The 23,989-nt window shown below is 69.1% G+C and carries 17 protein-coding genes and 4 tRNA genes; 10 read left to right on the top strand and 11 right to left on the bottom strand.

Translation table 11 applies throughout. The features are described from left to right. Positions 1 to 220 precede the first annotated feature (220 nt). Together OG798_RS26515 and OG798_RS26520 are read right to left on the bottom strand one after the other, a co-directional pair. Complete coding sequence (locus OG798_RS26515) at positions 221 to 2,473, bottom strand: DEAD/DEAH box helicase (protein WP_328757763.1); 2,253 nt, start codon at positions 2,471 to 2,473, stop codon at positions 221 to 223. Positions 2,474 to 3,524: 1,051 nt separating this feature from the next. Beyond that, on the bottom strand, positions 3,525 to 3,875 hold the full coding sequence (locus OG798_RS26520) for a metallopeptidase family protein (RefSeq protein WP_067377126.1): 351 nt from the start codon (positions 3,873 to 3,875) through the stop codon (positions 3,525 to 3,527). A 95-nt stretch (positions 3,876 to 3,970) separates the two neighbouring features. On the opposite strand from OG798_RS26520, the gene OG798_RS26525 reads away from it, so the two are divergent. From OG798_RS26525 to OG798_RS26560, 8 genes are all read left to right on the top strand, one after another. After that, on the top strand, positions 3,971 to 5,524 hold the full coding sequence (locus OG798_RS26525) for a metallophosphoesterase family protein (protein ID WP_267062251.1): 1,554 nt from the start codon (positions 3,971 to 3,973) through the stop codon (positions 5,522 to 5,524). A 203-nt stretch (positions 5,525 to 5,727) separates the two neighbouring features. Continuing rightward, positions 5,728 to 5,800, top strand: a tRNA-Glu gene (locus tag OG798_RS26530). 47 nt (positions 5,801 to 5,847) lie between these two features. Beyond that, positions 5,848 to 5,922, top strand: a tRNA-Asp gene (locus OG798_RS26535). A 24-nt stretch (positions 5,923 to 5,946) separates the two neighbouring features. Beyond that, positions 5,947 to 6,023, top strand: a tRNA-Phe gene (locus OG798_RS26540). Between the two features lie 128 nt (positions 6,024 to 6,151). After that, a complete protein-coding gene (locus tag OG798_RS26545) occupies positions 6,152 to 6,496 on the top strand; it encodes a hypothetical protein (RefSeq protein WP_328757764.1) in 345 nt (114 codons plus the stop codon). A gap of 285 nt (positions 6,497 to 6,781) precedes the next feature. After that, positions 6,782 to 10,759: an ATP-dependent RNA helicase HrpA gene (hrpA, locus tag OG798_RS26550; protein WP_095853841.1), complete on the top strand. Its 3,978-nt coding sequence runs from the start codon at positions 6,782 to 6,784 to the stop codon at positions 10,757 to 10,759. Between the two features lie 93 nt (positions 10,760 to 10,852). After that, positions 10,853 to 10,927, top strand: a tRNA-Asp gene (locus tag OG798_RS26555). Positions 10,928 to 11,306: 379 nt separating this feature from the next. Next, positions 11,307 to 11,495 carry a DUF6274 family protein gene (locus OG798_RS26560; RefSeq protein ID WP_075031369.1) on the top strand — a complete coding sequence of 63 codons (189 nt, stop codon included), beginning with the start codon at positions 11,307 to 11,309 and terminating at the stop codon, positions 11,493 to 11,495. A 448-nt stretch (positions 11,496 to 11,943) separates the two neighbouring features. Here the strand turns inward: OG798_RS26560 and bldC are convergent, their stop codons facing one another. After that, positions 11,944 to 12,150: a developmental transcriptional regulator BldC gene (gene bldC / locus OG798_RS26565; protein ID WP_003949541.1), complete on the bottom strand. Its 207-nt coding sequence runs from the start codon at positions 12,148 to 12,150 to the stop codon at positions 11,944 to 11,946. Between the two features lie 706 nt (positions 12,151 to 12,856). Beyond that, positions 12,857 to 13,705, bottom strand: coding sequence for a hypothetical protein (locus tag OG798_RS26570; protein ID WP_095853840.1), 849 nt, complete (start codon positions 13,703 to 13,705; stop codon positions 12,857 to 12,859). A 245-nt stretch (positions 13,706 to 13,950) separates the two neighbouring features. On the opposite strand from OG798_RS26570, the gene OG798_RS26575 reads away from it, so the two are divergent. Next, positions 13,951 to 15,039, top strand: coding sequence for a Leu/Phe/Val dehydrogenase (locus OG798_RS26575; RefSeq protein WP_095853839.1), 1,089 nt, complete (start codon positions 13,951 to 13,953; stop codon positions 15,037 to 15,039). Between the two features lie 321 nt (positions 15,040 to 15,360). Then, positions 15,361 to 15,612, top strand: coding sequence for a DUF3073 domain-containing protein (locus OG798_RS26580; protein ID WP_067377246.1), 252 nt, complete (start codon positions 15,361 to 15,363; stop codon positions 15,610 to 15,612). A gap of 144 nt (positions 15,613 to 15,756) precedes the next feature. On the opposite strand, the gene purM is transcribed toward OG798_RS26580, so the two are convergent. The 7 genes from purM to purS form a co-directional block, all read right to left on the bottom strand. Continuing rightward, positions 15,757 to 16,830: a phosphoribosylformylglycinamidine cyclo-ligase gene (gene purM / locus OG798_RS26585; protein ID WP_095853838.1), complete on the bottom strand. Its 1,074-nt coding sequence runs from the start codon at positions 16,828 to 16,830 to the stop codon at positions 15,757 to 15,759. A gap of 43 nt (positions 16,831 to 16,873) precedes the next feature. Next, on the bottom strand, positions 16,874 to 18,400 hold the full coding sequence (purF, locus tag OG798_RS26590) for an amidophosphoribosyltransferase (RefSeq protein ID WP_095853837.1): 1,527 nt from the start codon (positions 18,398 to 18,400) through the stop codon (positions 16,874 to 16,876). A gap of 61 nt (positions 18,401 to 18,461) precedes the next feature. Continuing rightward, positions 18,462 to 19,253 carry an META domain-containing protein gene (locus tag OG798_RS26595; protein ID WP_121415686.1) on the bottom strand — a complete coding sequence of 264 codons (792 nt, stop codon included), beginning with the start codon at positions 19,251 to 19,253 and terminating at the stop codon, positions 18,462 to 18,464. A 268-nt stretch (positions 19,254 to 19,521) separates the two neighbouring features. Next, positions 19,522 to 20,316, bottom strand: coding sequence for a maleylpyruvate isomerase family mycothiol-dependent enzyme (locus tag OG798_RS26600; protein ID WP_267062254.1), 795 nt, complete (start codon positions 20,314 to 20,316; stop codon positions 19,522 to 19,524). Positions 20,317 to 20,503: 187 nt separating this feature from the next. Beyond that, on the bottom strand, positions 20,504 to 22,762 hold the full coding sequence (gene purL / locus OG798_RS26605; protein WP_097225444.1) for a phosphoribosylformylglycinamidine synthase subunit PurL: 2,259 nt from the start codon (positions 22,760 to 22,762) through the stop codon (positions 20,504 to 20,506). Further along, entirely contained in the window at positions 22,759 to 23,439 is a 681-nt protein-coding gene (gene purQ, locus OG798_RS26610) for a phosphoribosylformylglycinamidine synthase subunit PurQ (RefSeq protein ID WP_095853833.1), read from the bottom strand. The genes purL and purQ overlap by 4 nt, the downstream gene beginning before the upstream one ends. Next, a complete protein-coding gene (purS, locus tag OG798_RS26615; protein WP_060898438.1) occupies positions 23,436 to 23,699 on the bottom strand; it encodes a phosphoribosylformylglycinamidine synthase subunit PurS in 264 nt (87 codons plus the stop codon). Before purS ends, purQ begins: the two co-directional genes overlap by 4 nt. Positions 23,700 to 23,989: the final 290 nt, after the last annotated feature.

The raw sequence follows: 23,989 nt of genomic DNA on the forward strand, positions 1-23,989 counted from the left end.
ACGCGCACCGCTTCTCGATGCCCCCGGCCCCCCGGCCGTCGCATCCGTCTCAGAAGTCGGCTGATCTTACAGCGAGTTCAAAGTTTCCGGAAAGCCTTTCGAAACAGCGCGGGGCACAGCCACGGGCACGGAAAACGCCGTGGCCCCCACCGGATTCGGTGGGGGCCACGGCGTTCAGCACTCGCGGACGTCAGCGGACGTCAGCAGATGTCATCCGACGTCAGCCGTTGCGCTTCCAGCGGGGCTTCTCGTCGCGGCGGCCGAAGGAACCGGTGCCGGTACCCGTGCCGGTGCCGGTGCCGCGGTGGTCGTCGCGACGGCCGTACGGGCGGTCGTGGCTGCCGGCGCGGAAACCGCTGGAGGGACGGTTGTCCTGGCGGTCGCGGTTGAAGGGACGGTCGCTGCCACGGTGACCGCCACGGTCGTCGCGACGCTCGAAGGAGCGGCCGGCGGTGCCACGGTCGTTGTCACGGCGGAAGCCGGAGCCACCGCGGTCGTCACGACGCTCGAAGGTACGACCACCACGGTCGCCGTCCCGACGGTCGCGGTCGAAGCCGCCTCGGTCGTCACGACGGTCGTTGTCACGGCGGAAGCCGGAGCCACCGCGGTCGTCACGACGCTCGAACGAACGACCACCACGGTCATCACGACGGTCATTGTCCCGACGGAAGCCAGAGCCACCACGGTCGTCACGACGCTCGAACGAACGACCACCACGGTCATCACGACGGTCATTGTCCCGACGGAAGCCGGAACCACCACGGTCGTCACGACGCTCGAACGAACGACCACCACGGTCATCACGACGGTCATTGTCCCGACGGAAGCCAGAGCCACCACGGTCACCACGGTCGTTGTCGCGGCGCTCGTAGTTGCCCCGCTCGTCACGGCGCTGACGCGGCTCGTAGGACGAACGCTCGGCGACGGGCTGCTCGGACACGGCCGGCGTCTCGGCAGGGGCCTCGGCCACCGCCTGCTCCGCCAGGGCCTCCGCGGCCGCGACGACCGCGGCCTCTGGGTCCTCGCCCCGCTCGCGCGCGGCACGGGCCACCAGACGGTCGGCCTCCCCACGCAGCTCGACCGCACGACGCTGCGCGCGCTCCAGCTCCTTGGTGAGCTGCGAGACCTCACGCTCGGCCTGCTGCGCGGCGTCGCCGGCCGACTGGGCCTGGACCTCGGTCATCGACCGGGCACCGGTGATCTCGGCGACCTCGGGCTCGAAGGCCGTACCGGAGTTGATGATGTGACGCGCGGCGTCGACGCCCGCGTCCTCCATCAGCCGGAAGATCTGACGACGCTGGTGCGGCAGGGAGAGGGACACCACGGTGCCGCTGCGGCCCGCACGGGCCGTACGGCCGGAGCGGTGCAGGTAGTCCTTGTGGTCACCGGCCGGGTCCACGTTCAGGACCAGGTCGATGCCGTCGACGTGGATACCGCGGGCGGCGACGTCCGTCGCGACGAGCGCGTTGACGTAACCGTCCTTGAAGTCGGCCAGCGTCCGGGTCCGCGCGCCCTGGGTCATGCCGCCGTGCAGTGCGTCGGCCTTCACACCGGCGTCGCGCAGCTGCTCGGCGATACGGTCGGCGCCCAGCTGGGTGCGGACGAAGATGATCGTGCGGCCCTTGCGGGAGGCGATCGCGGCGGTGACCGGCGCCTTGTCCTTGGGCTTCACGATGAGGATGTGGTGGGACATCGTCGTGACGTTGCCCTGGGCGCTGTCGACCTCGTGCGTGACCGGGTTGGTCAGGTAGCGCTTGACCAGCGTGGAGATCTCGTTCTCCATGGTGGCCGAGAACAGCATCCGCTGGCCGCCGGCCGGGATCTGGTCGAACAGCTCGGTGACCTCGGGCAGGAAGCCCAGGTCGGACATCTGGTCGGCCTCGTCGAGAACGGCCACCTGGACGTTCTCCAGCGAGCAGGCGCCACGGTTGATGATGTCGCGCAGGCGGCCCGGGGTGGCGACGAGGACGTCGACGCCGCGCTCCAGCGCGTAGATCTGGTTGCCCATCGACGTACCGCCGCAGACGACCTTCATCTTCAGGCCGAGGACGTCGCCGTAGGGCTGCAGCGCGTCGGCGACCTGCATGGCCAGCTCACGGGTCGGCGTGAGGATGACGGCGCGCGGCTTCTTCTTCTCGGTGTGACCGCCGGCGAGCCGCGCCAGGGTCGGCAGACCGAAGGAGAGGGTCTTGCCGGAGCCGGTGCGGCCACGGCCGAGGATGTCCTTGCCGGCCAGGGCGTCCGGGATGGTCGCGGCCTGGATCGGGAACGGGGTGGTCACACCGTTCTGGGCGAGCTTGCGGACGACGCCCTCGGGGAGGCCGAGGGAGTCGAAGGTGATCTCGGGGGCAGCGTCGACGGCCTCGACGGTCTCGACCGTCTCCACGGTCTCGACGGCGGCCTGGACGCCCTCGTTGTTGTCGTTCTCGTTGTTCTCGGGCACGACGACGTGATCAGTACTGGAAACAGACATGCGAAATGCGAACCTTCCGGAGTTCTTCGGCACGCGCCCAAACTCCGTGAAGTCGCAATCGACCGCCTCTATGCGGTCCGGCCACGGCAAGGGAGAGTACGCGCCACACGCGGCGCTCTCTGCAATGGCGCCGGGCAAATGGGATCAAACGATCTACCACCATACGCACCCCCCACCCCTGAAGGCAAACTGACCCCCAAAGGGGCAGGTCAGACACGCAGGGCAGGTCTTACGTCTGCTGGCAGGGGTTCCAACACCAGCGGTGGCCGAGCGTATTCCCGGCCCCTCCGCCGACTTTCCCGCCGCCTCCCCGCTCGTCGGCCCTCCGCCCCTCCCCGCCGCCCGTCCACCACCCCGTTCACGCCGGTTGACCCGCCCGTGGCGCCGGCTCCCGATCCACCAGTTGCGTGGTCTGCTCATGCGCCGAGGACGAGGGCTCCGCCGTGGTCGGATCGGGCGTCGGCGTCACGGGCGGTGGCGGAGGAGGGGGCGGCGGAGTCGAATCGGACGTGGCATGCGTGGGACTCGGCACCCCGTTCGACGGCGGAGGCTGCTCCGGCTGCCCCTTGCCGTCCCCCTTGCCCGTCGCCCTGGCGGACGGCTTCGCACCGCCGGAGGCCGACGCGGACGCGGACGCCGACCCGGAGGCGTGCTCACCGGGCTTGGCGGAGGCGCCGCCCTTCGCACCCGGCCCCCCGTGGAACCCGCCACCACCCCGGCCCCCCGCGGACCCCCCGCCGGGAGCCTGGCCACCGTGCCGCCCCGCCGAGTGCGCGGGCCCCGGCCGGCCCGCGTCGTCACCCACGCTCATACAGCCGGCGGCGGACGCGACGACGATGACCGTGGCGGCCAGACGGACGGGTACGTACAAGGCGCGCACGGGCAGCCACCTCCGGAGGGGGTCTCCCCTGCTCGGCGAGGCCGAGAGCCTGGGGATGGATCGGCGAGTCCCCCTGCCCAACTCCCGCCGCCCGCAAGAGGACACGCGGGAACATGACACGCGTCCCGAGTCCGAGTGGGCGTCAGCCCCCGCCACCCACTCTCCGCCCACTCACCCGTAGCCGAGCGCGTGCAGCCGTTCGTCATCGATCCCGAAGTGATGCGCGATCTCGTGCACCACGGTGACCTCGGTCTCCGCGACCACGTCCTCCCGCGTCTCGCACATCCGCAGGGTCGGCCCCCGGTAGATCGTGATCCGATCCGGCAGCACCCCCGCGTACCACTCCCCGCGGTCGGTCAGGGGAGTTCCCTCATAGAGCCCGAGCAGCTCGGGATCGGCGGGGTCGGGCTCGTCCTCGACGAACACCGCCACGTTGTCCATCAACCGCGTCAGCTCCGGCGGAATCCGGTCCAGCGCCTCGGCGACCAGTTCCTCGAACTCCTCGCGCGTCATCTCCAGCACACGGCCATTGTCCGGTACGACCGCCTCGCAGGAGAGTCGACGACAGCCCCGAACACCCCCGCATACCCACCCCCGCACTTGGGCATACGGGACCAATGGCCCGCGTCCCCGCTGCCGTCACCACCGCCACATCCGCCGTCACCACCGCCATATCCACCGTCACCACCGCCCTGACCCGCAAGCACCACACCCGCCGCTCCCTCCGCACCCGCCGCTTCCGCCCCGTCACCGAGGAACTCGTCCAGCAGCCGAACCCGTACGCCCGGGCGCTCGGCCTGATGGCGGTCGTCCTCCTCGGCGCCTGGCTGGGCCTGCTGATCGTGGGCAATGTGCGCGTCCCGGTCGGCCCCATGAACACCACGATGACCCTGCGCCCCTCGGTCACCGGCGGCACCAAGATCAACGTCTCCCCGCTCGGCGCCCTGGAGCTGAACAGCCACATCGCCCCGGTCCGCCTCGACGTGAACGTCGACCAGCTCGACCCGGTCCGCGCGCAGGCCCTGGTCGACCACCCCGAGCGGCTCTCGGGCCTGCAGGACGAGGTCGCGCAGGACGTCGAGCACGGCACCCTCGACCTGGCCGTACGGTCCTGCGTCGCGGTCGTGTCGGGCGCCACGGCCCTCGGCCTCGCGGTCTACCGCCGCCCGCGCCGCGCCCTGGCCGCCGGCGGCCTGGCCCTCATCCTGCTCACCGCCTCCGGAGCGACGGCCTTCGCCACCTGGAACCCGAATTCGGTGCTGGAACCGAGGTTCTCCGGACTGCTCTCCTCCGCCCCCTCCCTCGTCGGCAACGCCCGCAGCATCGTCAGTGAATTCGACGTCTACCAGAAGGAGTTGGCACGTCTGGTGACGAACGTGACGAAGCTGTACGACGTCACCTCCACGCTCCCGACGTACGAGCCCGACCCGTCCACGATCCGGGTCCTGCACGTCTCCGACATCCACCTCAACCCCGCGAGCTGGAAGATCATCGCGTCACTGGTGAAGCAGTACGCGATCGACGTGATCGTCGACTCCGGCGACACCATGGACCACGGAACGTCGGCCGAGAACGGCTTCCTGGACCCCATCCCCGACCTGGGCGCGCCCTACATCTGGGTGCGCGGCAACCACGACAGCCTCGTCACCCAGCGCTACCTGCAACGCCTGAAGAACGTGCACGTCCTGGACGACGGCCGCGCGATCACGGTCGCCGGCCTGCGCTTCGCCGGCATCGGCGACCCCCAGTTCACCCCCGACCGCTCGGTCGCCCCGGGCGGCGACGCGGCGGAGGATCTGGCCGGCGCCCGCCTGGCCTCCGCCCTCCGCGACCAGCGCACGGCAGGCACCCCCGTCGACATCGCCATCGCCCACGAGCCGTCGGCGGCCCGCGGGACGGACGGCGAGGTGCCCCTCGTTTTGGCCGGTCACCTCCACCACGAACAGACGGAGGTCATGAAGTACGGAACCCGCCTGCGCGTCGAGGGCTCGACGGGCGGCAGCGGCCTGCGCGCGATCGAGGGCAAGTACCCCGATCCCATCGAGGCCTCGGTCCTCTACGTCGACCGCGACACCCGCCGTCTCCAGGCCTGGGACGAGATCAAACTGGGCGGCCTGGGCCTGACGACGGCCGAGGTCAGCCGCCACCTCCCGAAGGAGAACGAGCCCTGACCCCCCCTTCCTATCTGGTTTGGTCCGCGTCCAGGCCACGTAGTACAGTCTGTTCGTGCCCAAGGGCGCCGGTCAGGGCTTGACCGTCCCGAGCTTCTGTCGAAGCGAAGGAGAAGCGGAACCCCTCGGGGGAAAGCGGAGTCACATGCTTCTCACGTCCCCTTCGGGAACGCGAAGACGAAGCAGAGCGGTATTGGCTGTTCGCCCTCATCGTCTAGCGGCCTAGGACGCCGCCCTTTCAAGGCGGTAGCACGGGTTCGAATCCCGTTGGGGGCACGCAACACCGTGTGCGACACTGTTCTACGCGTCGCACGCAACAGCTTGGTCCTGTGGAGCAGTTTGGAGTGCTCGCCACCCTGTCAAGGTGGAGGCCGCGGGTTCAAATCCCGTCAGGACCGCTGAGGTTTCACATGAAACCTTGTGGCTGGGTAGCTCAGTTGGTACGAGCGATCGCCTGAAAAGCGATAGGTCGCCGGTTCGACCCCGGCCCCAGCCACCACAACGAAGGCCCCGTCCATTGCGGACGGGGCCTTCGTCGTACCTCCGGCGAGCCGAACTTGGCATGCCCCGGGCAGGACACTACGTTCTGGCTGACCGACGTCGTGTGGTGAGCAAGGGGGACCAGTGATGGTGGGCAAGGACGGGGCGAAGCCGATCCGGGAGCTCGACCTGGAGCGGTACCGGGCCCTGTACGGGCTGACGGCGGTCGTCCTGAGCAACTTCGCGATCGTCGCCGTCGCGATCGTCGGCGTATGGCGCCTGGGCGGCGACAAGTCGGTGATCATCGGCGTGCTGACCGCGGCCTTCACCGCGGTCAGCACCATGACCACGGCATACCTGGGCATCAAGGCCGTCTCCAACACCGCCCAGGCAATGGCCCAGGGCGCCCCCCGCGCCACCCCGACACCCCCGACCGAGACCCCAACCCCCACGCCCCCGTCCCCCCGCACCCCTGACAACCCGCAGCCCTGACCACCCGCAGCCGCCGACCACCCGAGGCCACCATGCAACGCATGGCCACCACGCGACGCGAGGCCGCTGTGCGACGCGAGGGGCCGTGGCGGTGCGTCGCAAGCCCGGCCCGTCGCTTACGTTCGGATCGAGCAGCGGCTCGCATGCCCGGCCCACGTCTGATCCGGCGGCGACGGGCTCGACGCTCCGCCACGGCCCCGCCCCACCACCGGCACCCGGCGCCCCACAGGTCCCCGGATAAAGCACTCGCCAGTAATTTCGGCGAGGTGAGATCCTGGACGGCGTATGTCTACGCATCCTGCCCCCGTCCTCGGCGACCTCGCCCCCCGCCTGGCCGAGCTGTCCCTGCGCGACGCGCACCGGCTCGGCCGCAGGCTCGAGGGCGCGCGCCGGATCCGCAAACCCGAAGCCCGCACCGCCGTGCTCGCCGAGATCGACGCGGAGGTCACCAAGGCCGAGGCCCGCATGGCCGAGCGCCGCACCCGCGTGCCCGCCGTCACCTACCCCGAGCAGCTCCCGGTCAGCCAGAAGAAGTCCGACATCGCCGACGCCATACGCGACCACCAGGTCGTCATCGTCGCAGGTGAGACCGGCTCCGGAAAGACCACCCAGATCCCCAAGATCTGTCTCGAACTGGGCCGCGGCGTCCGCGGCATGATCGGCCACACCCAGCCCCGCCGCATCGCCGCCCGCACGGTCGCCGAGCGGGTGGCGGAGGAGCTGGACACCCCCCTGGGCGAGGCCGTCGGCTGGAAGGTCCGCTTCACCGACCAGGTGAACCCGGACGGCACCTTCGTCAAGCTCATGACGGACGGCATCCTGCTCGCCGAGATCCAGACGGACCGCGAGCTGCGCGCGTACGACACGATCATCATCGACGAGGCCCACGAGCGCTCCCTCAACATCGACTTCCTGCTCGGCTACCTCGCCCAGCTGCTCCCCAAGCGCCCGGACCTCAAGGTCGTCATCACGTCGGCCACGATCGACCCGGAGCGCTTCTCCCGCCACTTCGGCGAGGCCCCGATCGTCGAGGTCAGCGGCCGTACGTACCCCGTGGAGGTCCGCTACCGCCCGCTCCTCGAGGAGGAAGGGGACGACGCCGACCGCGACCAGATCACCGCGATCACGGACGCGGTCGAGGAACTGCAGGCCGAGGGCAAGGGCGACATCCTGGTCTTCCTCTCCGGCGAACGCGAGATCCGCGACACGGCGGACGCACTCACGAAAAAGAACTACCGCTTCACCGAGGTCCTCCCCCTCTACGCCCGCCTCTCCCACGCGGAGCAGCACCGCGTCTTCCAGCCCCACACCGGCCGCAGGATCGTTCTGGCGACCAACGTCGCCGAGACCTCGCTCACCGTCCCGGGCATCAAGTACGTCATCGACCCGGGCAACGCCCGTATCTCCAGGTACAGCCACCGCACCAAGGTCCAGCGCCTGCCCATCGAGCCGGTCTCGCAGGCCAGCGCCAACCAGCGCAAGGGCCGCTGCGGCCGTACGTCGGACGGCATCTGCATCCGTCTGTACTCCGAGGACGACTTCGACGCCCGCCCGGAGTTCACGGACGCGGAGATCCTCCGTACGAACCTGGCGAGCGTCATCCTCCAGATGACGGCGGCCGGCCTCGGCGACATCGAGAAGTTCCCCTTCATCGACCCGCCGGACCACCGCAACATCCGGGACGGCGTCCAGCTCCTCCAGGAACTGAACGCACTCGACCCGTCCGAAAAGGACGTACGCAAGCGCCTCACGGACACCGGCCGCAAGCTCGCCCAGCTCCCCGTCGACCCCCGGCTGGCCCGCATGGTCCTGGAGGCCGACAAGAACGGCTGTGCGCGCGAGGTCATGGTGATCGCCGCGGCGCTCTCCATCCAGGACCCGCGCGAGCGCCCCGCGGACAAGCAGACGCAGGCGGACCAGCAGCACGCCCGCTTCAGGGACGAGACGAGCGACTTCCTCGCCTTCCTCAACCTCTGGCGTTACATCCGCGAACAGCAGAAGGAACGAGGCTCGTCGGCCTTCCGCCGCATGTGCAAGCAGGAGTACCTCAACTTCCTGCGCATCCGCGAGTGGCAGGACATCTACACCCAGCTGCGCACGGTCGCCAAGCAGATGGGCATCCACCTCAACGAGGACGACGCGGCGGAGCAGAGCGTCCATGTCTCCCTCCTCGCCGGCCTGCTCTCGCACGTCGGCATGAAGGACGTGAAGGAGACCGGGGGCGAGAGCGGGCGCAGCACGGGCAAGAACGAGTACCTCGGTGCCCGCAACGCCAAGTTCGCGATCTTCCCGGGCTCGGCCCTCTTCAAGAAACCCCCGCGTTTCGTGATGTCGGCCGAGCTGGTGGAGACCTCCCGTCTCTGGGCCCGGGTGAACGCCAAGATCGAGCCCGAGTGGGTCGAACCCCTGGCGGAGCACCTCCTCAAGCGCACGTACAGCGAACCGCACTGGGAGAAGGACCAGGCGGCCGTGATGGCGTACGAGAAGGTCACCCTCTACGGCGTCCCGATCGTCGCCCAGCGCAAGGTCAACTACGGTCGTATCGACCCCGAGACGAGCCGCGACCTCTTCATCCGCAACGCCCTCGTGGAGGGCGACTGGCGCACGCACCACAAGTTCTTCGCCGACAACCGCAAGCTCCTGACCGAGGTCGAGGAGCTGGAGCACCGTGCCCGCCGACGGGACATCCTGGTCGACGACGAGACGCTGTTCGACTTCTACGACCAGCGGGTGCCGGCCCACGTCGTGTCCGGCGCGCACTTCGACTCCTGGTGGAAGCACAAGCGCCACGACGAGCCCGAACTCCTCGACTTCGAGCGCTCGATGCTCATCAACGAGCGAGCCGGTGACGTCAGCAAGGACGACTACCCCGACTCATGGCGTCAGGGCCGCCTGAAGTTCCGGGTGACCTACCAGTTCGAGCCGGGCGCGGATGCCGACGGCGTCACGGTGCACATCCCGCTCCAGGTCCTGAACCAGGTGACGGACGAGGGCTTCGACTGGCAGATCCCGGGTCTGCGCGAAGAGGTGGTCACCGAGCTCATCCGTTCCCTCCCCAAGCCCATCCGCCGCAACTACGTCCCCGCCCCGAACTTCGCGAAGCGGTTCCTCGACCAGGCCGTGCCCCTTCAGGAGCCGCTGCCGACGACCCTCGCCCGTGAGCTCAAGCGGATGGTCGGTGTGCCGGTCACGGCCGACGACTTCGACTGGTCCCGCGTCCCCGACCATCTGAAGATCACCTTCCGGATCGTCGACGAGCGGCGCCGCAATCTGGCCGAGGACAAGGACCTCTCGACCCTCCAGCTCCAGCTGAAGCCGAAGGCGCGCAAGGCGATCTCGCAGGCCGCGGCGGCGACGGCGGAACGCGAGGGCGGCGAGTCCCTGGAACGCACGGGCCTCACGGACTGGACGATCGGCACGCTGACGCGCGTCTTCGAGACGCGCCGGGCCGGCCAGCCGGTGAAGGCGTACCCGGCCCTGGTCGACGACGGACCGACGGCGAACACCGTCTCCGTACGTCTCTTCGACACGGAGGCCGAGCAGGCGCGGGCCATGTGGACGGGCACCCGGCGGCTGATCCTGCGCAACATCCCGGTGAACCCTGCCAAGTTCGCCTCGGACAAGCTCACCAACGCCCAGAAGCTCGCCCTGTCCGCCAACCCGCACGGCTCCGTGCAGGCCCTGTTCGACGACTGCGCGATGGCGGCGGCGGACAAGCTGATCGGCGACTTCGGGGGGCCGGCGTGGGACGAGGAGTCGTACCGGAAGCTGTATGACAAGGTGCGCGCCGAGATCGTCGACACGACGGTCCGGACGGTGGGCCAGGTGCAGCAGGTCCTCGCCGCCTGGCAGGCCTGTGAGCGCCGTCTGAAGGCCACCAGCAGCCCCACCCTGCTGGCAAACCTCACGGACGTACGGACGCAGCTGAACGCCCTGGTGAAGCCCGGCTTCGTCACGGCGACCGGCCTGCGCCGGCTCCCGGACCTGATGCGCTATCTGGTCGCCGCCGACCGTCGCCTGCAGCAGATGCCGACCGGCGTCCAGCGGGACACCACCCGCATGGAGAAGGTCCACGAGATGCAGGACGAGTACGCCTGGCTCCTGGAGCAGATGCCGCAGGGCCGGCCGGTCCCGCAGCAGGTCCTGGACATCCGCTGGATGATCGAGGAGCTTCGGGTCAGCTATTTCGCCCACGCGCTCGGCACGGCGTACCCGGTCTCCGACAAGCGCATCGTGAAGGCGATCGACGCGGCGGTGCCGTAACGGGACCTGCACGGTCGGTGAGTTCGACCCCGGGCTCACCCTCCTGTACAGTCTCTTCTCGCAGCACAACGCAAGAAAGTGACTGCGAAACCTGGTCCTGTGGAGCAGTTTGGAGTGCTCGCCACCCTGTCAAGGTGGAGGCCGCGGGTTCAAATCCCGTCAGGACCGCAAGAGATACGAGAGCCCGGGTCTTCGGACCCGGGCTCTCGTGCGTACGCGCTCCGCGCAGCCGTACGAACTCACGGACCCCTCGCGCCCCTGGGCTCCCGGACCACCCGCGCGCGAACCACCCCGCGCGGACCGAGCACCCGGCAGCGCACATTCGGGTCCCCCCCGCGCGTATCCACAGACTCCGAGCGCCGCGTACGCCCCTCACGCCCCTTCACGCGCCTCGCGCGCCCCCACCTCCACACGGCCGCTTCCCAGGCCCTCCCACCGAACGCCGGACGCGGTCCCGTCCCCACCGACGGAGCTCCCCGCACCTTGACGCCGTCACATTCGGCGGGTACCCCGGAATCCAGGGCACTCGACCCCCCGGAGGTGGTTCATGGCGGCGTCCGCTCGGCACGAGACGCGCGCTCTGCTCCGCGCCCATCTGTCGGCCGCCTCCGGCTATCGCCATCTGACGCGGCACTGCCCGATCTGCCATCAGCTCCTGAGACTGGCCATGGAGCCCTCCGCGCACGGTGAGGAGGACGAGACGGCGGCCGAGGACGAAACCCCCTCCCATGCGTGACCTCACACGGGAGAGCACATCCGCCCAACTCCTTTAGCGCAGACGCGTCACAGGCAACAAGGACCCTGGCATGTGACGGGTGTCACCGCATAAGTTTTCAGAAGGGCGGAACTTACACCCCACCTACAACTGGTCAATTTAATATGTGCAATTGCACCACTCTCCGAGGGCTCCCACAGGAGATCCGACAGCCCTCCCCAGACTCCGACAAGGCCGCTCACAGACCCACCGCACGACCCACACCCGCGCCCCTTCGGCGCCTGAGCAGGGCATAAAAAAATCGCGCTGGACCCGGCGGAGTCCAGCGCGATCGACGACGCACCCTTGTCGCATGTGTAACTGGGTCGGGCGTGAGCCCTGTTGGGGCAGGACCCGCGTCGCTTGGAGCTGTGGTTCGGGCGTCTTGACAGGTTGGGGGACCCGCCGAATTGCCCGGTTATGCGATTGTTCAGGCTTCGCTGCGCTGCTGCGGGATACCCGCGAGTAGCGCGCGGACCTCAGCCTCGCGGTAGCGGCGGTGCCCGCCGAGCGTGCGGATGGATGTCAGCTTGCCGGCCTTCGCCCACCGCGTGACCGTCTTGGGGTCGACGCGGAACATCGTGGCGACCTCAGCCGGGGTCAGCAGCGGCTCGGCATCAGGGGTGCGAGCGGTCATGAGCGGCCTCCTCGGGAGAACCGAACCTTCTCGGTTCTTTCCTCTAAATTCTGCACCTTGACCCGCGTTGCCCGAAATGGCGGACGCGAGTCGAGTCGGTTATAGGACGAACGGCTTGTCCTCGGCACTACAACTACACCATCCGTCCAGCCGCGTCGGCCAAACCGATGGAATTGCCCTCCCAGGTGTTCATCAGCGACGGAAGCCGATGGACCATGCCATAGCGGACAGTCACGCCACTGTGACGATCAGTCACAGGACGATCAGGAGTCGTCAGACCCCCCATAGCGCGCAATACCGAGATTCCCGCCCAAACATGGACGGATGGAGCCCTCCCCCGGGCTCCTTGTCCTATTTTGGCACGAGGAGGGGCAAGCGATGCAAGAGACAGGTAAGTGCCATACGTCACGCTTGACGCATCGTTGACACAAAAGACCGGATCGGGACCTAGGTCCCGCCCTGTGTGGTCTTCTCCCGCAGTGAGGGTTCTTCAGCGTGCGAGGACCATACGTCAGTTCGGGCGAACACCAGTGAGAAGCACATCACACTTCTCGTGCGGCAAACCCGTCCCAGCCGTCCTGAGGCGCTCAGACACCCCCGAGGTACTCAGACACCCCACAGGACACACAGGCCCCACAGGGCACACAGAACCCACGCGACACACAGGACCCACGCGCCCCGCGGGCCCGAAGGCCCTGGACGCCCCTCAGTTCGCCGAGCGCCGGTCCCGGACCGAGCGCCAGCGCTCCACGAGCCGTCCGTACGCCTCGCCCGCCGCCGCCCCGTCCCCATGACGCAGTGCCTCGATGCCCTCGGCGACGTCGGCCGCCGAGTGGTCGTCCTCGAGGTCCCCGGCCGGCAGGGCGTGCACGAGCCCGCCGTAGTCCAGCTCGACCAGCGAGCGTGGATGGAACTCCTCCAGCCAGCGCCCCACGTCCACCAGGCCGTCGATGAGGGGTCCCTCGTCCAGGGTGTCCCGCAGGGTCTTCAGGGCGCGTGCCGTCCGCCGCCGCGCCTGCACCATCGGCGTCCGATAGCGCAGCGCGGGCGCGGCTCCGTCGCCGCCCGCCCCCTTCTCGTACCGCCGCTCCTCGTCGGTGACGAGCACGAACCAGTTCAGCGGCACCTGCCAGGTCGAGGTGCGGATCCACGGGCGGGCGTCGGGGTTGCGGGCCAGCCAGCGCTCGTAGTCGAGGGCCGCCTGGCGGCGTACGAGCGGCGGCAGGACCGCGTCCAGGACGGACACGGGCAGTTCGTCGGCCAGCTCCTCCAGCGCCTGCCAGCCGCGCAGCCGGGTGCGCCAGGGACAGACGCAGAGCACTCCGTCGACGCTCAGCACGAACGCGTCCGCGCTCTCGTGCACCGGTACGGGGATCGGCGGGGTGGGCAGCAGGTCGGCCAGGGAGCGGCGCAACTCGTCCTGGTACGACGGGCGCTCGGCGCGCCGTGCGTAACGCGCCCAGTGGGTTCGCTCAGGCTCCGGGAAGGCGGCCAGCGGTTCGTACACGCGCAGATAGGACGCGTACGGGACGATCACCGAGGACACCTTGGGCACCCCTGCTCCCTCCCCAACGGACCGGACACGAAACCCGGGCGGGATCCCGGGCGGGCGGCACGCGCACGACCGGGAAAACACTGCAAATCGTCCCACGACCGTGCGGAAACGTACTCCGGGAGGAGGTGATCCTGAACACTGCGCGGATGGCGACCGGGCACAGGCTCTAATCTCATGCCCACGGAAGCCCGCCATCCGCACGGGCACCGTCCACAACCGCCGCTACTTACCTGGGAGTCACCACCGTGACCGACGTAACCGACGGCGTCCTGCACACCCTGTTCCATTCGGACCAGGGGGGTCATGAGCAAGTCGTGCTCTGCCAGGACCGGGCCAGCGGCCTCAAGGCCGTCATCGCCATCCACTCCACCGCTCTGGGCCCCGCCCTGGGCGGGACGCGCTTCTACCCGTACGCGAACGAGGAGGATGCCGTCGCTGACGCGCTGAACCTCTCGCGCGGGATGTCGTACAAGAACGCCATGGCCGGTCTCGACCATGGCGGTGGCAAGGCCGTGATCATCGGGGACCCCGAGCAGATCAAGAGCGAGGCCCTGCTCCTCGCCTACGGCCGGTTCGTGGCCTCGCTCGGCGGGCGCTACGTCACCGCGTGCGACGTCGGTACGTACGTCTCCGACATGGACGTCGTGGCGCGCGAGTGCCGCTGGACGACGGGCCGCTCGCCCGAGAACGGCGGCGCCGGCGACTCCTCGGTCCTGACCGCCTACGGGGTCTTCCAGGGCATGCGGGCCAGTGCCCAGCACCTGTGGGGCGACCCGACGCTGCGCGGCCGCAAGGTCGGCATCGCGGGCGTCGGCAAGGTGGGCCACCACCTGGTGGACCACCTGCGCGAGGACGGCGCCGAGGTCGTGATCACGGACGTACGCGACGAGTCCGTGCGGCGGATCCTGGACAAGCACCCGACGGGCGTCACGGCCGCCGCGGACACCGAGGCGCTGATCCGCACCGAGGGCCTGGACATCTACGCCCCCTGTGCGCTGGGCGGGGCGCTGAACGACGCGTCCGTGCCGGTACTCACCGCGCGGATCGTCTGCGGCGCCGCCAACAACCAGCTCGCGCACCCGGGCGTCGAGAAGGACCTCGCGGACCGCGGGATCCTCTACGCGCCCGACTACGTGGTGAACGCGGGCGGTGTCATCCAGGTCGCCGACGAGCTGCACGGCTTCGACTTCGACCGGTGCAAGGCGAAGGCCACGAAGATCTTCGACACCACGCTGGACATCTTCGCACGTGCGAAGGAGGACGGGATTCCGCCGGCCGCCGCGGCCGACCGGATCGCCGAGCAGCGGATGGCGGAGGCACGCCGCCGCGGATAACGGAACCCTCCGTTCCGTCGCATTCCACGCGTGTCTCGACGCTTGTCAGGGACCCGCCGAGGGGACACTTCGAGAGAACTCTCACTCCCGTCGGCGGGTCGTCCGCCAAGAAGAGGTTAAAATCGCGGTTGACCAGCGGGGACAGGGCACCTCGCAGGTTCTGGGCCTAGGCGCGTCCTGCGGGCGACGTACCGTATGGGCGCGGGCTCAGGTACCGTGGAAGCCCTACGGACCGGTCTCTCCATGGAGAGCCCGTTCCAGATCATGAACGCGTGTCAAGACTCTGGGGCCACCGAGCCCCGTATCCGAGGGGGTCGAGCCATGGGGCGCGGCCGGGCAAAGGCCAAGCAGACGAAGGTCGCCCGCCAGCTGAAGTACAGCAGCGGCGGGACTGACCTCTCGCGTCTGGCCAATGAGCTGGGCGCTTCGACTTCGAGCCAGCCGCCGAATGGCGAGCCGTTCGAGGACGACGACGAGGAAGACGACCCGTACGCCCAGTACGCGGATCTCTACAACGACGACGATGAGGATGAGGACGAGTCCGGTCCACAGTCTCAACGTCGCGGCGCTTGACGCACCAGCGTCCCTCGCGGTTTCCGCGATCTCTCGTAGCTGTAGCGGTGAGCAGATCTCTGTTGGCGGATTTCTCGTAGCAACCGCACTTCACCCGGTCCGGGGCCTCAACGCCGGACCGGGTTTTGTGCTGCCCCGAAGGCCTCAGCTCGCGTAGTCGCCGATCAGGGCCGCGCCCGTCGCGTGCTCGCCGCGCTCGGTGATCTCACCGGCGATCCAGGCGTCCACGCCGCGGTCCGCGAGGGTGGCCAGCGCCGCGTCCGCCGATTCCTCGGGGACGATCGCGATCATGCCCACGCCCATGTTCAGCGTCTTCTCCAGCTCCAGACGCTCGACCTCGCCCGTCCTGCCGACGAGGTCGAAGACCGGGGCCGGCGTCCAGGTCTCGCGGTCCACGATCGCGTGCAGCCCGTCCGGGATCACCCGGGCCAGGTTGGCCGCGAGCCCGCCGCCGGTGATGTGGCTGAAGGCGTGCACGTCGGTGGTCCTCGTCAGCGCCAGGCAGTCCAGCGAGTAGATCTTGGTGGGCTCCAGGAGCTCCTCGCCGAGCGAACGGCCGAACTCCTCGACGTGCTGGTCCAGGCTGAGGTTCGCCCGGTCGAAGAGGACGTGCCGGACGAGCGAGTACCCGTTCGAGTGAAGACCGGAGGCCGCCATGGCGATCACCGCGTCACCCGTACGGATACGATCCGGGCCGAGCAGCCGGTCGGCCTCCACCACGCCCGTACCGGCGCCCGCGACGTCGAAGTCGTCCGGACCGAGCAGGCCCGGGTGTTCGGCCGTCTCGCCGCCCACCAGGGCGCAGCCCGCGAGCACACAGCCCTCGGCGATGCCCTTCACGATGGCCGCCACGCGCTCCGGGTGGACCTTGCCGACGCAGATGTAGTCGGTCATGAAGAGCGGCTCGGCGCCGCACACCACGATGTCGTCCATGACCATCGCGACCAGGTCGTGGCCGATGGTGTCGTACACGCCGAGTCGGCGGGCGAGGTCGACCTTGGTGCCCACGCCGTCCGTGGCGGAGGCGAGCAGCGGGCGCTCGTAACGCTTCAGGGCGGAGGCGTCGAAGAGGCCGGCGAAGCCGCCGAGGCCACCGAGGACCTCGGGGCGCTGCGTCTTCTTCACCCACTCCTTCATCAGTTCCACGGCGCGGTCGCCCGCTTCGATGTCGACGCCGGCAGCCGCGTAGGAAGCACCGGAAGTAGTGGTCTCAGACATTGCCTGGGATCTTTCGGGTTGGTGATACGGGGCTCTGCGGCGCTTACGGACGACGGATCGCGTCGGTCGCGGCCGTGGCGGCGGGACCCGCCGCGAGCTCGGTCTCCAGAAGTTGCTTGCCCAGCAGTTCCGGGTCCGGGAGCTCCATCGGGTACTCGCCGTCGAAGCAGGCGCGGCACAGGTTCGGCTTGGCGATGGTGGTCGCCTCGATCATGCCGTCGATGGAGATGTACGAGAGGGAGTCGGCGCCGAGCGAGGTGCCGATCTCCTCGATGGTCATGCCGTTGGCGATCAGCTCGGCGCGGGTCGCGAAGTCGATGCCGAAGAAGCAGGGCCACTTCACGGGGGGAGAGGAGATCCGGATGTGGACTTCCGCCGCACCCGCCTCGCGGAGCATGCGCACCAGGGCCCGCTGGGTGTTGCCGCGCACGATCGAGTCGTCGACGACGACCAGGCGCTTGCCCTTGATGACTTCCTTCAAGGGGTTCAGCTTCAGACGGATGCCCAGCTGGCGGATGGTCTGTGAAGGCTGGATGAAGGTCCGGCCGACGTACGCGTTCTTGACCAGGCCGGCGCCGAACGGGATGCCGCTGGCCTCCGCGTAACCGATCGCGGCGGGCGTTCCGGACTCCGGGGTCGCTATCACCAGATCGGCCTCGACAGGGGCTTCCTTGGCGAGCTTGCGGCCCATCTCGACACGCGAGAGGTACACGTTCCGGCCGGCGATGTCCGTGTCCGGGCGGGCCAGGTACACGTACTCGAAGACACAGCCCTTGGGCTTCGCTTCCGCGAATCGGGACGTACGCAGGCCGTTCTCGTCGATGGCGACGAACTCGCCCGGCTCGATCTCACGGACGTAGGCCGCGCCGCAGATGTCGAGGGCGGCGGACTCGGAGGCGACGACCCAGCCGCGCTCCAGACGGCCGAGGACCAGCGGGCGGATGCCCTGCGGGTCGCGGGCCGCGTAGAGGGTGTGCTCGTCCATGAAGACGAGCGAGAAGGCGCCCTTGACCTGCGGGAGGACCGCGTGAGCGGCCTCCTCGATGGTCAGCGGCTTGCCGTCGTCGTCGACCTGGGCCGCGAGGAGCGCGGTGAGCAGGTCGGTGTCGTTGGTGGCGGCCACGCGGGTGGTGCGGCCGTCCTGCTTGGGAAGGTCGGCGACCATCTCGGCGAGCTGCGCCGTGTTGACGAGGTTGCCGTTGTGGCCGAGCGCGATGGAGCCGTGCGCGGTGGCACGGAACGTCGGCTGGGCGTTCTCCCACACGGAGGCGCCAGTGGTCGAGTAGCGGGCGTGACCGACCGCGATATGACCCTGGAGCGAACCGAGCGAGGTCTCGTCGAAGACCTGGGACACGAGGCCCATGTCCTTGAAGACGAGGATCTGAGAGCCGTTGCTTACCGCGATACCCGCGGATTCCTGGCCTCGATGCTGGAGGGCGTAGAGCCCGAAGTAAGTGAGCTTGGCGACCTCTTCACCGGGGGCCCAGACTCCGAAGACGCCGCAAGCGTCCTGGGGGCCTTTCTCGCCGGGGAGCAGATCATGATTGAGTCGACCGTCACCACGTGGCACGCCACCGAGTGTAGGCGAGATCGACCACTGGTCCGAATTGGGGATACGGATCTTTGACGGATCACTCGTGAGCGACGGCTTGGACGGTTTTTCCGTTTGTGCTGGTCAGCGCGATGGATCGGTGGTTCAAGTCGTATACGACCGTGCTGTTGAAGAGGCCCAGCAAAGTCCTCTCGGTGTCCATGAGTGAGCCGTCGCACATCATCCGGGTGGTCTTGGCGGCGCCGAGGGTGATATGTCCGTCGCGGACGGTGGCCTTGGCGGTGACGTCGTTGCAGCCGAGGCGGCCGGAAAGGGTGCCGTTCGCCTTGTCGAGGGTGAAGTGGGCGTCGGCCCCTTCGGGAAGGGACTGGGCCACGTCACCGTCCCCGAGGGAGGTGACCGTCCATTTCGTGCCGTACAGGGGCGCGTCCGGTTCCTTGGTGAGATCGACGCGGTCGCCGCCGTCGGTGGTGAGCGTCAGCTTGTCGCCCTTGACCTCGCTGGTGAACGTGTTGTCGACGTAGGCGCGGCTGAGGCTCTGCTCGAAGCTCATGGGGTCCTTCTGGCAGCCCATGTCGGTCGCCTCGATGTTCCCGAAGTCGACACGGTCACCCTTGAGGGTGACGGTCGAGCCGAAAGTGTTGCAGCCGAGGTTGCCGCTGACGCGACCGTCTTCGCCGATCCGCAGATACGTGCTGTCCGGGGCCTGCCGGGTCCGGCCCTGTGTGGTGAGGGTGTCGACACTCCAGTGAACGCCGGTGACCGGGGACGATCCGGTCCCCACGGAACCGCCGCCCGCCGTCTCGGTGCCGCAGGCCACGGCGAGCGGAAGCAGGGTCAGGACGCTGAGGGTCAGTCGCTGCTTGTCCATGACGGTGTGACGGGAGGGATGGGGTGGCCGGTTCCCCTCCGGGGCGGTGCGGGTGGGCTCCGCCGGTGGGCTCCGCCGGTGGAGTCGGCGGGTGGGGTCAGCGGGTGCAGTCAGCGGGTGAGGACAGCGGGTGCAGTCAGCGGCTGAGGACAGCGGGTGCAGTCAGCGGGTTGAGCCGCCGGGTGGAGTCGACGTGGGTGAGGACAGCGGGTGGAGTCGGCGGGTGGGATCAGCGGGTGAGGTCGGCGGGTTGAACCGCCGGGTGGGGTCAGCCCATCAAGGGCAGCAGGCCGCCGAGGTCGGCCCGCTCACCGCTCGCGCTGACCTTCGCCTCGTCCAGCGCGGTCTTCCACTCCGTACGTCCCGTCGCCAGCCGGATCCAGGTCAGCGGGTCGGTCTCCACGACGTTCGGCGGTGTGCCCCGGGTGTGCCGGGGGCCCTCCACGCACTGCACGACGGCGTACGGCGGGATCCGCACCTCCGTCGACGCGCCGGGCGCCTTCACGGCGAGCGCGTCGGCGAGCAGCCGGGTGCAGGCGGCGAGGGCCTGTCGGTCGAGGGGGATGTCGGCGTCGGCGGCGCGGTTCAGGTCGTCGGTGTGCACGACGAGTTCGACGGCGCGGGTGACGAGGTAGTCCGCGAGGGTCATGGCTCCGGTGCGCGCGGCGAGCAGCCGGTCGTCGGGGGCCGTGGCCAGGCGCTCGGTGACCCGCTGTTCGACGCGCGCGTAGAGCGCGTCGAGGTCGGGGTTGTCGCGGGCGAGTTCGCGGGTGCCGTCGGCGATGTCCCCGGCGCGTGCCGCCGTCGCGAACGGCCAGTCGAGCAGCGCGAGTTCCTTCGCGCCGGGCTCGGGCCGGTCGAGGTTGCGGCTCACCGTCTCGACCGCCATCGTGAGGTGCGCGGCCAGCTCCCGCACACTCCACTCCCCGAGCCGCGCGGGCCGCGCCAACTGCTCCTCGGTCAGGGTATGGACACCCTGCCGCACGTTCCCGAACTGCGCGAGCACGGCCACGCGGATCTTGGCGGGGTCATAGGTACGGGTGCGTTTCCTGGCCGGCGGCATGTGTCGAGCGTAGGGCCTGCCCGGCGAGCCGGACTGATGGCCCTTGCCGCGCTCCTCGCGCTGCGGCTGCCCAAGGCCGGTGACACGAAGGGCGCCGCGGCCCCGCCCCGGGAGACCGAGCCCGTCGCGGCATGACGACGGCCCCGACCGTCGAAACGGTCGGGGCCGTCGGCGTCGTACGACCGGCCTACGCGAGCAGCGCCGGGATCGTGCCCTCGTGGGCCGTGCGGAGCTCGTCCAGCGGGAGTGCGAACTCGCCCTGGACCTCGACCGCGTCCGAGTCCACGACACCGATGCGGGTGACGGGCAGACCCCGCGCACCGCACATGTCGTTGAAGCGGAGCTCCTCCGAGCGCGGGACGGCGACGACCGCGCGGCCCGCCGACTCCGAGAAGAGGAAGGTGAAGGCGTCGAGACCGTCGGGAACGACCAGCCGGGCGCCCTTGCCGCCGAGCAGCGCCGACTCGACCACGGCCTGGATCAGACCGCCGTCGGACAGGTCGTGCGCCGAGTCGATCATGCCGTCGCGGGAGGCGGAGATGAGGATCTCGCCGAGCAGGCGTTCGCGCTCCAGGTCGACCTTCGGGGGCAGACCCCCGAGGTGGTCGTGGACGACCTGGGACCAGGCCGAACCGCCGAACTCCTCACGAGTGTCACCGAGCAGGTAGAGGAGCTGGCCCTCTTCCTGGAAGGCGACCGGCGTGCGGCGGGCGACGTCGTCGATGACACCCAGCACGGCCACGACCGGGGTCGGGTGGATGGCGACCTCGCCCGTCTGGTTGTAGAGCGAGACGTTGCCGCCGGTCACCGGGGTGCCCAGCTGCAGGCAGGCGTCGGCGAGACCGCGGACGGCCTCGGCGAACTGCCACATGACGGCCGGGTCCTCGGGCGAGCCGAAGTTCAGGCAGTCGGAGACGGCGAGCGGCTTGGCGCCGGTCGTCGCGACATTGCGGTAGGCCTCGGCGAGCGCGAGCTGCGCACCCGTGTACGGGTCGAGCTTGGCGTAGCGGCCGTTGCCGTCCGTGGCGATGGCGACGCCGAGTCCGGTCTCCTCGTCGATGCGGATCATGCCCGAGTCCTCGGGCTGCGCCAGCACCGTGTTGCCCTGTACGAAGTGGTCGTACTGGGAGGTGATCCAGGACTTGGAGGCCTGGTTCGGCGAGCTCACGAGCTTGAGGACCTGGTCCTTGAGCTCTTCGCTCGTCGCCGGGCGCGGCAGCTTGTTCGCGTCGTCGGCCTGGAGGGCGTCCTGCCACTCGGGGCGGGCGTAGGGGCGCTCGTAGACCGGGCCGTCGTGCGCGACCGTGCGCGGGTCGACGTCGACGATCTTGCCGCCGTGCCAGAAGATTTCGAGGCGATCGCCGTCCGTCACCTCGCCGATCACCGTGGCGATGACGTCCCACTTGTCGCAGATCTCCAGGAACCGGTCGACCTTCTCCGGCTCGACGACCGCGCACATGCGTTCCTGCGACTCGCTCATGAGGATTTCCTCGGGAGAGAGAGTCGAGTCCCGCAGGGGTACGTCGTCCAGGGTGACGCGCATGCCGCCGGAGCCGTTGGAGGCCAGCTCGGAGGTGGCGCAGGACAGACCGGCCGCGCCGAGGTCCTGGATGCCGACGACCAGCTTCTCGGCGAAGGCCTCGAGCGTGCACTCGATGAGCAGCTTCTCCTGGAAGGGGTCGCCGACCTGGACCGCGGGGCGCTTCGACGGCTTGGCGTCATCGAAGGTCTCGGAGGCCAGGATGGAGGCGCCGCCGATGCCGTCGCCGCCCGTGCGGGCCCCGTAGAGGATGACCTTGTTGCCCGCGCCGGACGCCTTCGCGAGGTGGATGTCCTCGTGCTTCATGACGCCGATGGCTCCGGCGTTGACGAGGGGGTTGCCCTGGTAGCAGGCGTCGAAGACGACCTCGCCGCCGATGTTGGGCAGGCCGAGGCAGTTGCCGTAGCCGCCGATGCCCGCGACGACGCCCGGCAGGACGCGCTTGGTGTCGGGGTGGTCCGCGGCGCCGAAGCGCAGCGGGTCGACGACGGCGACCGGGCGGGCACCCATCGCGATGATGTCGCGCACGATGCCGCCGACGCCGGTGGCCGCGCCCTGGTAGGGCTCGACGTACGACGGGTGGTTGTGCGACTCGACCTTGAAGGTGACGGCGTAGCCCTGGCCGACGTCGACGACACCGGCGTTCTCACCGATGCCGACGAGGAGGGCGTCGGACTGCGGGGCCTTCTCGCCGAACTGGCGGAGGTGGACCTTCGAGGACTTGTACGAGCAGTGCTCGGACCACATGACGGAGTACATGGCGAGTTCCGCGCCGGTCGGGCGGCGGCCGAGGATCTCGACGACCCGCTCGTACTCGTCCTTCTTCAGGCCCAGCTCGGCCCAGGGCAGCTCGACGTCGGGGGTCGCGGCCGCGTTCTCGACCGTGTCCAGAGGCGTGCGGCTCATGCGGTGACCAGCTTCTTGAGGATCGAGGTGAAGAAGGGGAGGCCGTCGGTGCGGCTGGTGCCGACGAGGGGGTCGACGGCGTGCTCCGGGTGCGGCATCAGACCGACGACGTTGCCCGCCTCGTTCGTGATGCCGGCGATGTCGCGCAGCGAGCCGTTCGGGTTGACGTCCACGTAGCGGAACGCGACCCGGCCCTCCGCCTCCAGCATGTCCAGGGTGCGCTCGTCGGCGACGTACCGCCCGTCCATGTTCTTCAGCGGGATGTGGATCTCCTGGCCGGACTCGTAGTCGGCCGTCCAGGACGTCTCCGCGTTCTCCACCCGCAGCTTCTGGTCGCGGCAGATGAAGTGGAGGTGGTTGTTGCCGAGCATCGCGCCGGGGAGGAGGTGCGCCTCGGTGAGGACCTGGAAGCCGTTGCAGATGCCGAGGACGGGCATTCCGGACTTAGCCTGCTCGATCACGGTCTCCATCACGGGCGAGAAGCGCGAGATGGCACCGGCCCGGAGATAGTCGCCGTACGAGAAACCGCCGGGCAGCACCACGGCGTCGACCTGCTTGAGGTCCTTGTCCTTGTGCCAGAGGGCGACGGGTTCGGCACCGGCGAGCCTGATCGCACGCTGGGTGTCCCGGTCGTCGAGACTGCCCGGAAAGGTGACGACTCCAATACGAGCGGTCACTTTCCTGCCTCCGCGACTTCCTCGACCTTGACGGTGAAGTCCTCGATCACGGTGTTGGCGAGGAAGGATTCCGCCAGTTCATGGATGCGGGCGAGCGCGGCGTCGTCCACCGGTCCGTCCACTTCCAGTTCGAATCGCTTTCCCTGACGTACGTCGGAGACACCGTCGAAACCGAGGCGCGGCAGTGCACGCTGCACCGCCTGGCCCTGGGGGTCGAGGATCTCCGGCTTGAGCATGACGTCGACTACGACGCGTGCCACTGGCACTCCCGGTGTGTGGTGCTGAGCAGGTCGCTTCAGACTACCCGCACAAAATTTCTACTCGCGTAGATTCGTAGAATCCTACGTGAGCCCGATCACGATCCCGCATCGACGCGGGGGCTTGTACGGAAAATCCTGGGAAAAATCGCAGAAGAGCGGCTGGGCCCCATTACCTTCGGACACGCGGAAGGTTTTAGTCGGGCTTCACAATGCAATGCCCGGCACTGTACAAAGGAATTGGCAATAGCCGATACTTTGCCCAATAACAGCCGGACAGTCGACATCTCCCC

This window comes from Streptomyces sp. NBC_00271 (assembly GCF_036178845.1).
Lineage (GTDB): Bacteria > Actinomycetota > Actinomycetes > Streptomycetales > Streptomycetaceae > Streptomyces.

What these genes read in the sequence shown, in the direction of transcription:
- OG798_RS26515 (WP_328757763.1), bottom strand. Translation starts at nt 2,473, where the DNA reads ATGTCTGTTTCCAGTACTGATCACGTCGTCGTGCCCGAGAACAACGAG.
- OG798_RS26525 (WP_267062251.1), top strand. Translation starts at nt 3,971, where the DNA reads ATGGCCCGCGTCCCCGCTGCCGTCACCACCGCCACATCCGCCGTCACC.
- OG798_RS26545 (WP_328757764.1), top strand. Translation starts at nt 6,152, where the DNA reads ATGGTGGGCAAGGACGGGGCGAAGCCGATCCGGGAGCTCGACCTGGAG.
- hrpA (WP_095853841.1), top strand. Translation starts at nt 6,782, where the DNA reads ATGTCTACGCATCCTGCCCCCGTCCTCGGCGACCTCGCCCCCCGCCTG.
- OG798_RS26560 (WP_075031369.1), top strand. Translation starts at nt 11,307, where the DNA reads ATGGCGGCGTCCGCTCGGCACGAGACGCGCGCTCTGCTCCGCGCCCAT.
- bldC (WP_003949541.1), bottom strand. Translation starts at nt 12,150, where the DNA reads ATGACCGCTCGCACCCCTGATGCCGAGCCGCTGCTGACCCCGGCTGAG.
- OG798_RS26580 (WP_067377246.1), top strand. Translation starts at nt 15,361, where the DNA reads ATGGGGCGCGGCCGGGCAAAGGCCAAGCAGACGAAGGTCGCCCGCCAG.
- purM (WP_095853838.1), bottom strand. Translation starts at nt 16,830, where the DNA reads ATGTCTGAGACCACTACTTCCGGTGCTTCCTACGCGGCTGCCGGCGTC.
- OG798_RS26595 (WP_121415686.1), bottom strand. Translation starts at nt 19,253, where the DNA reads ATGGACAAGCAGCGACTGACCCTCAGCGTCCTGACCCTGCTTCCGCTC.
- OG798_RS26600 (WP_267062254.1), bottom strand. Translation starts at nt 20,316, where the DNA reads ATGCCGCCGGCCAGGAAACGCACCCGTACCTATGACCCCGCCAAGATC.
- purL (WP_097225444.1), bottom strand. Translation starts at nt 22,762, where the DNA reads ATGAGCCGCACGCCTCTGGACACGGTCGAGAACGCGGCCGCGACCCCC.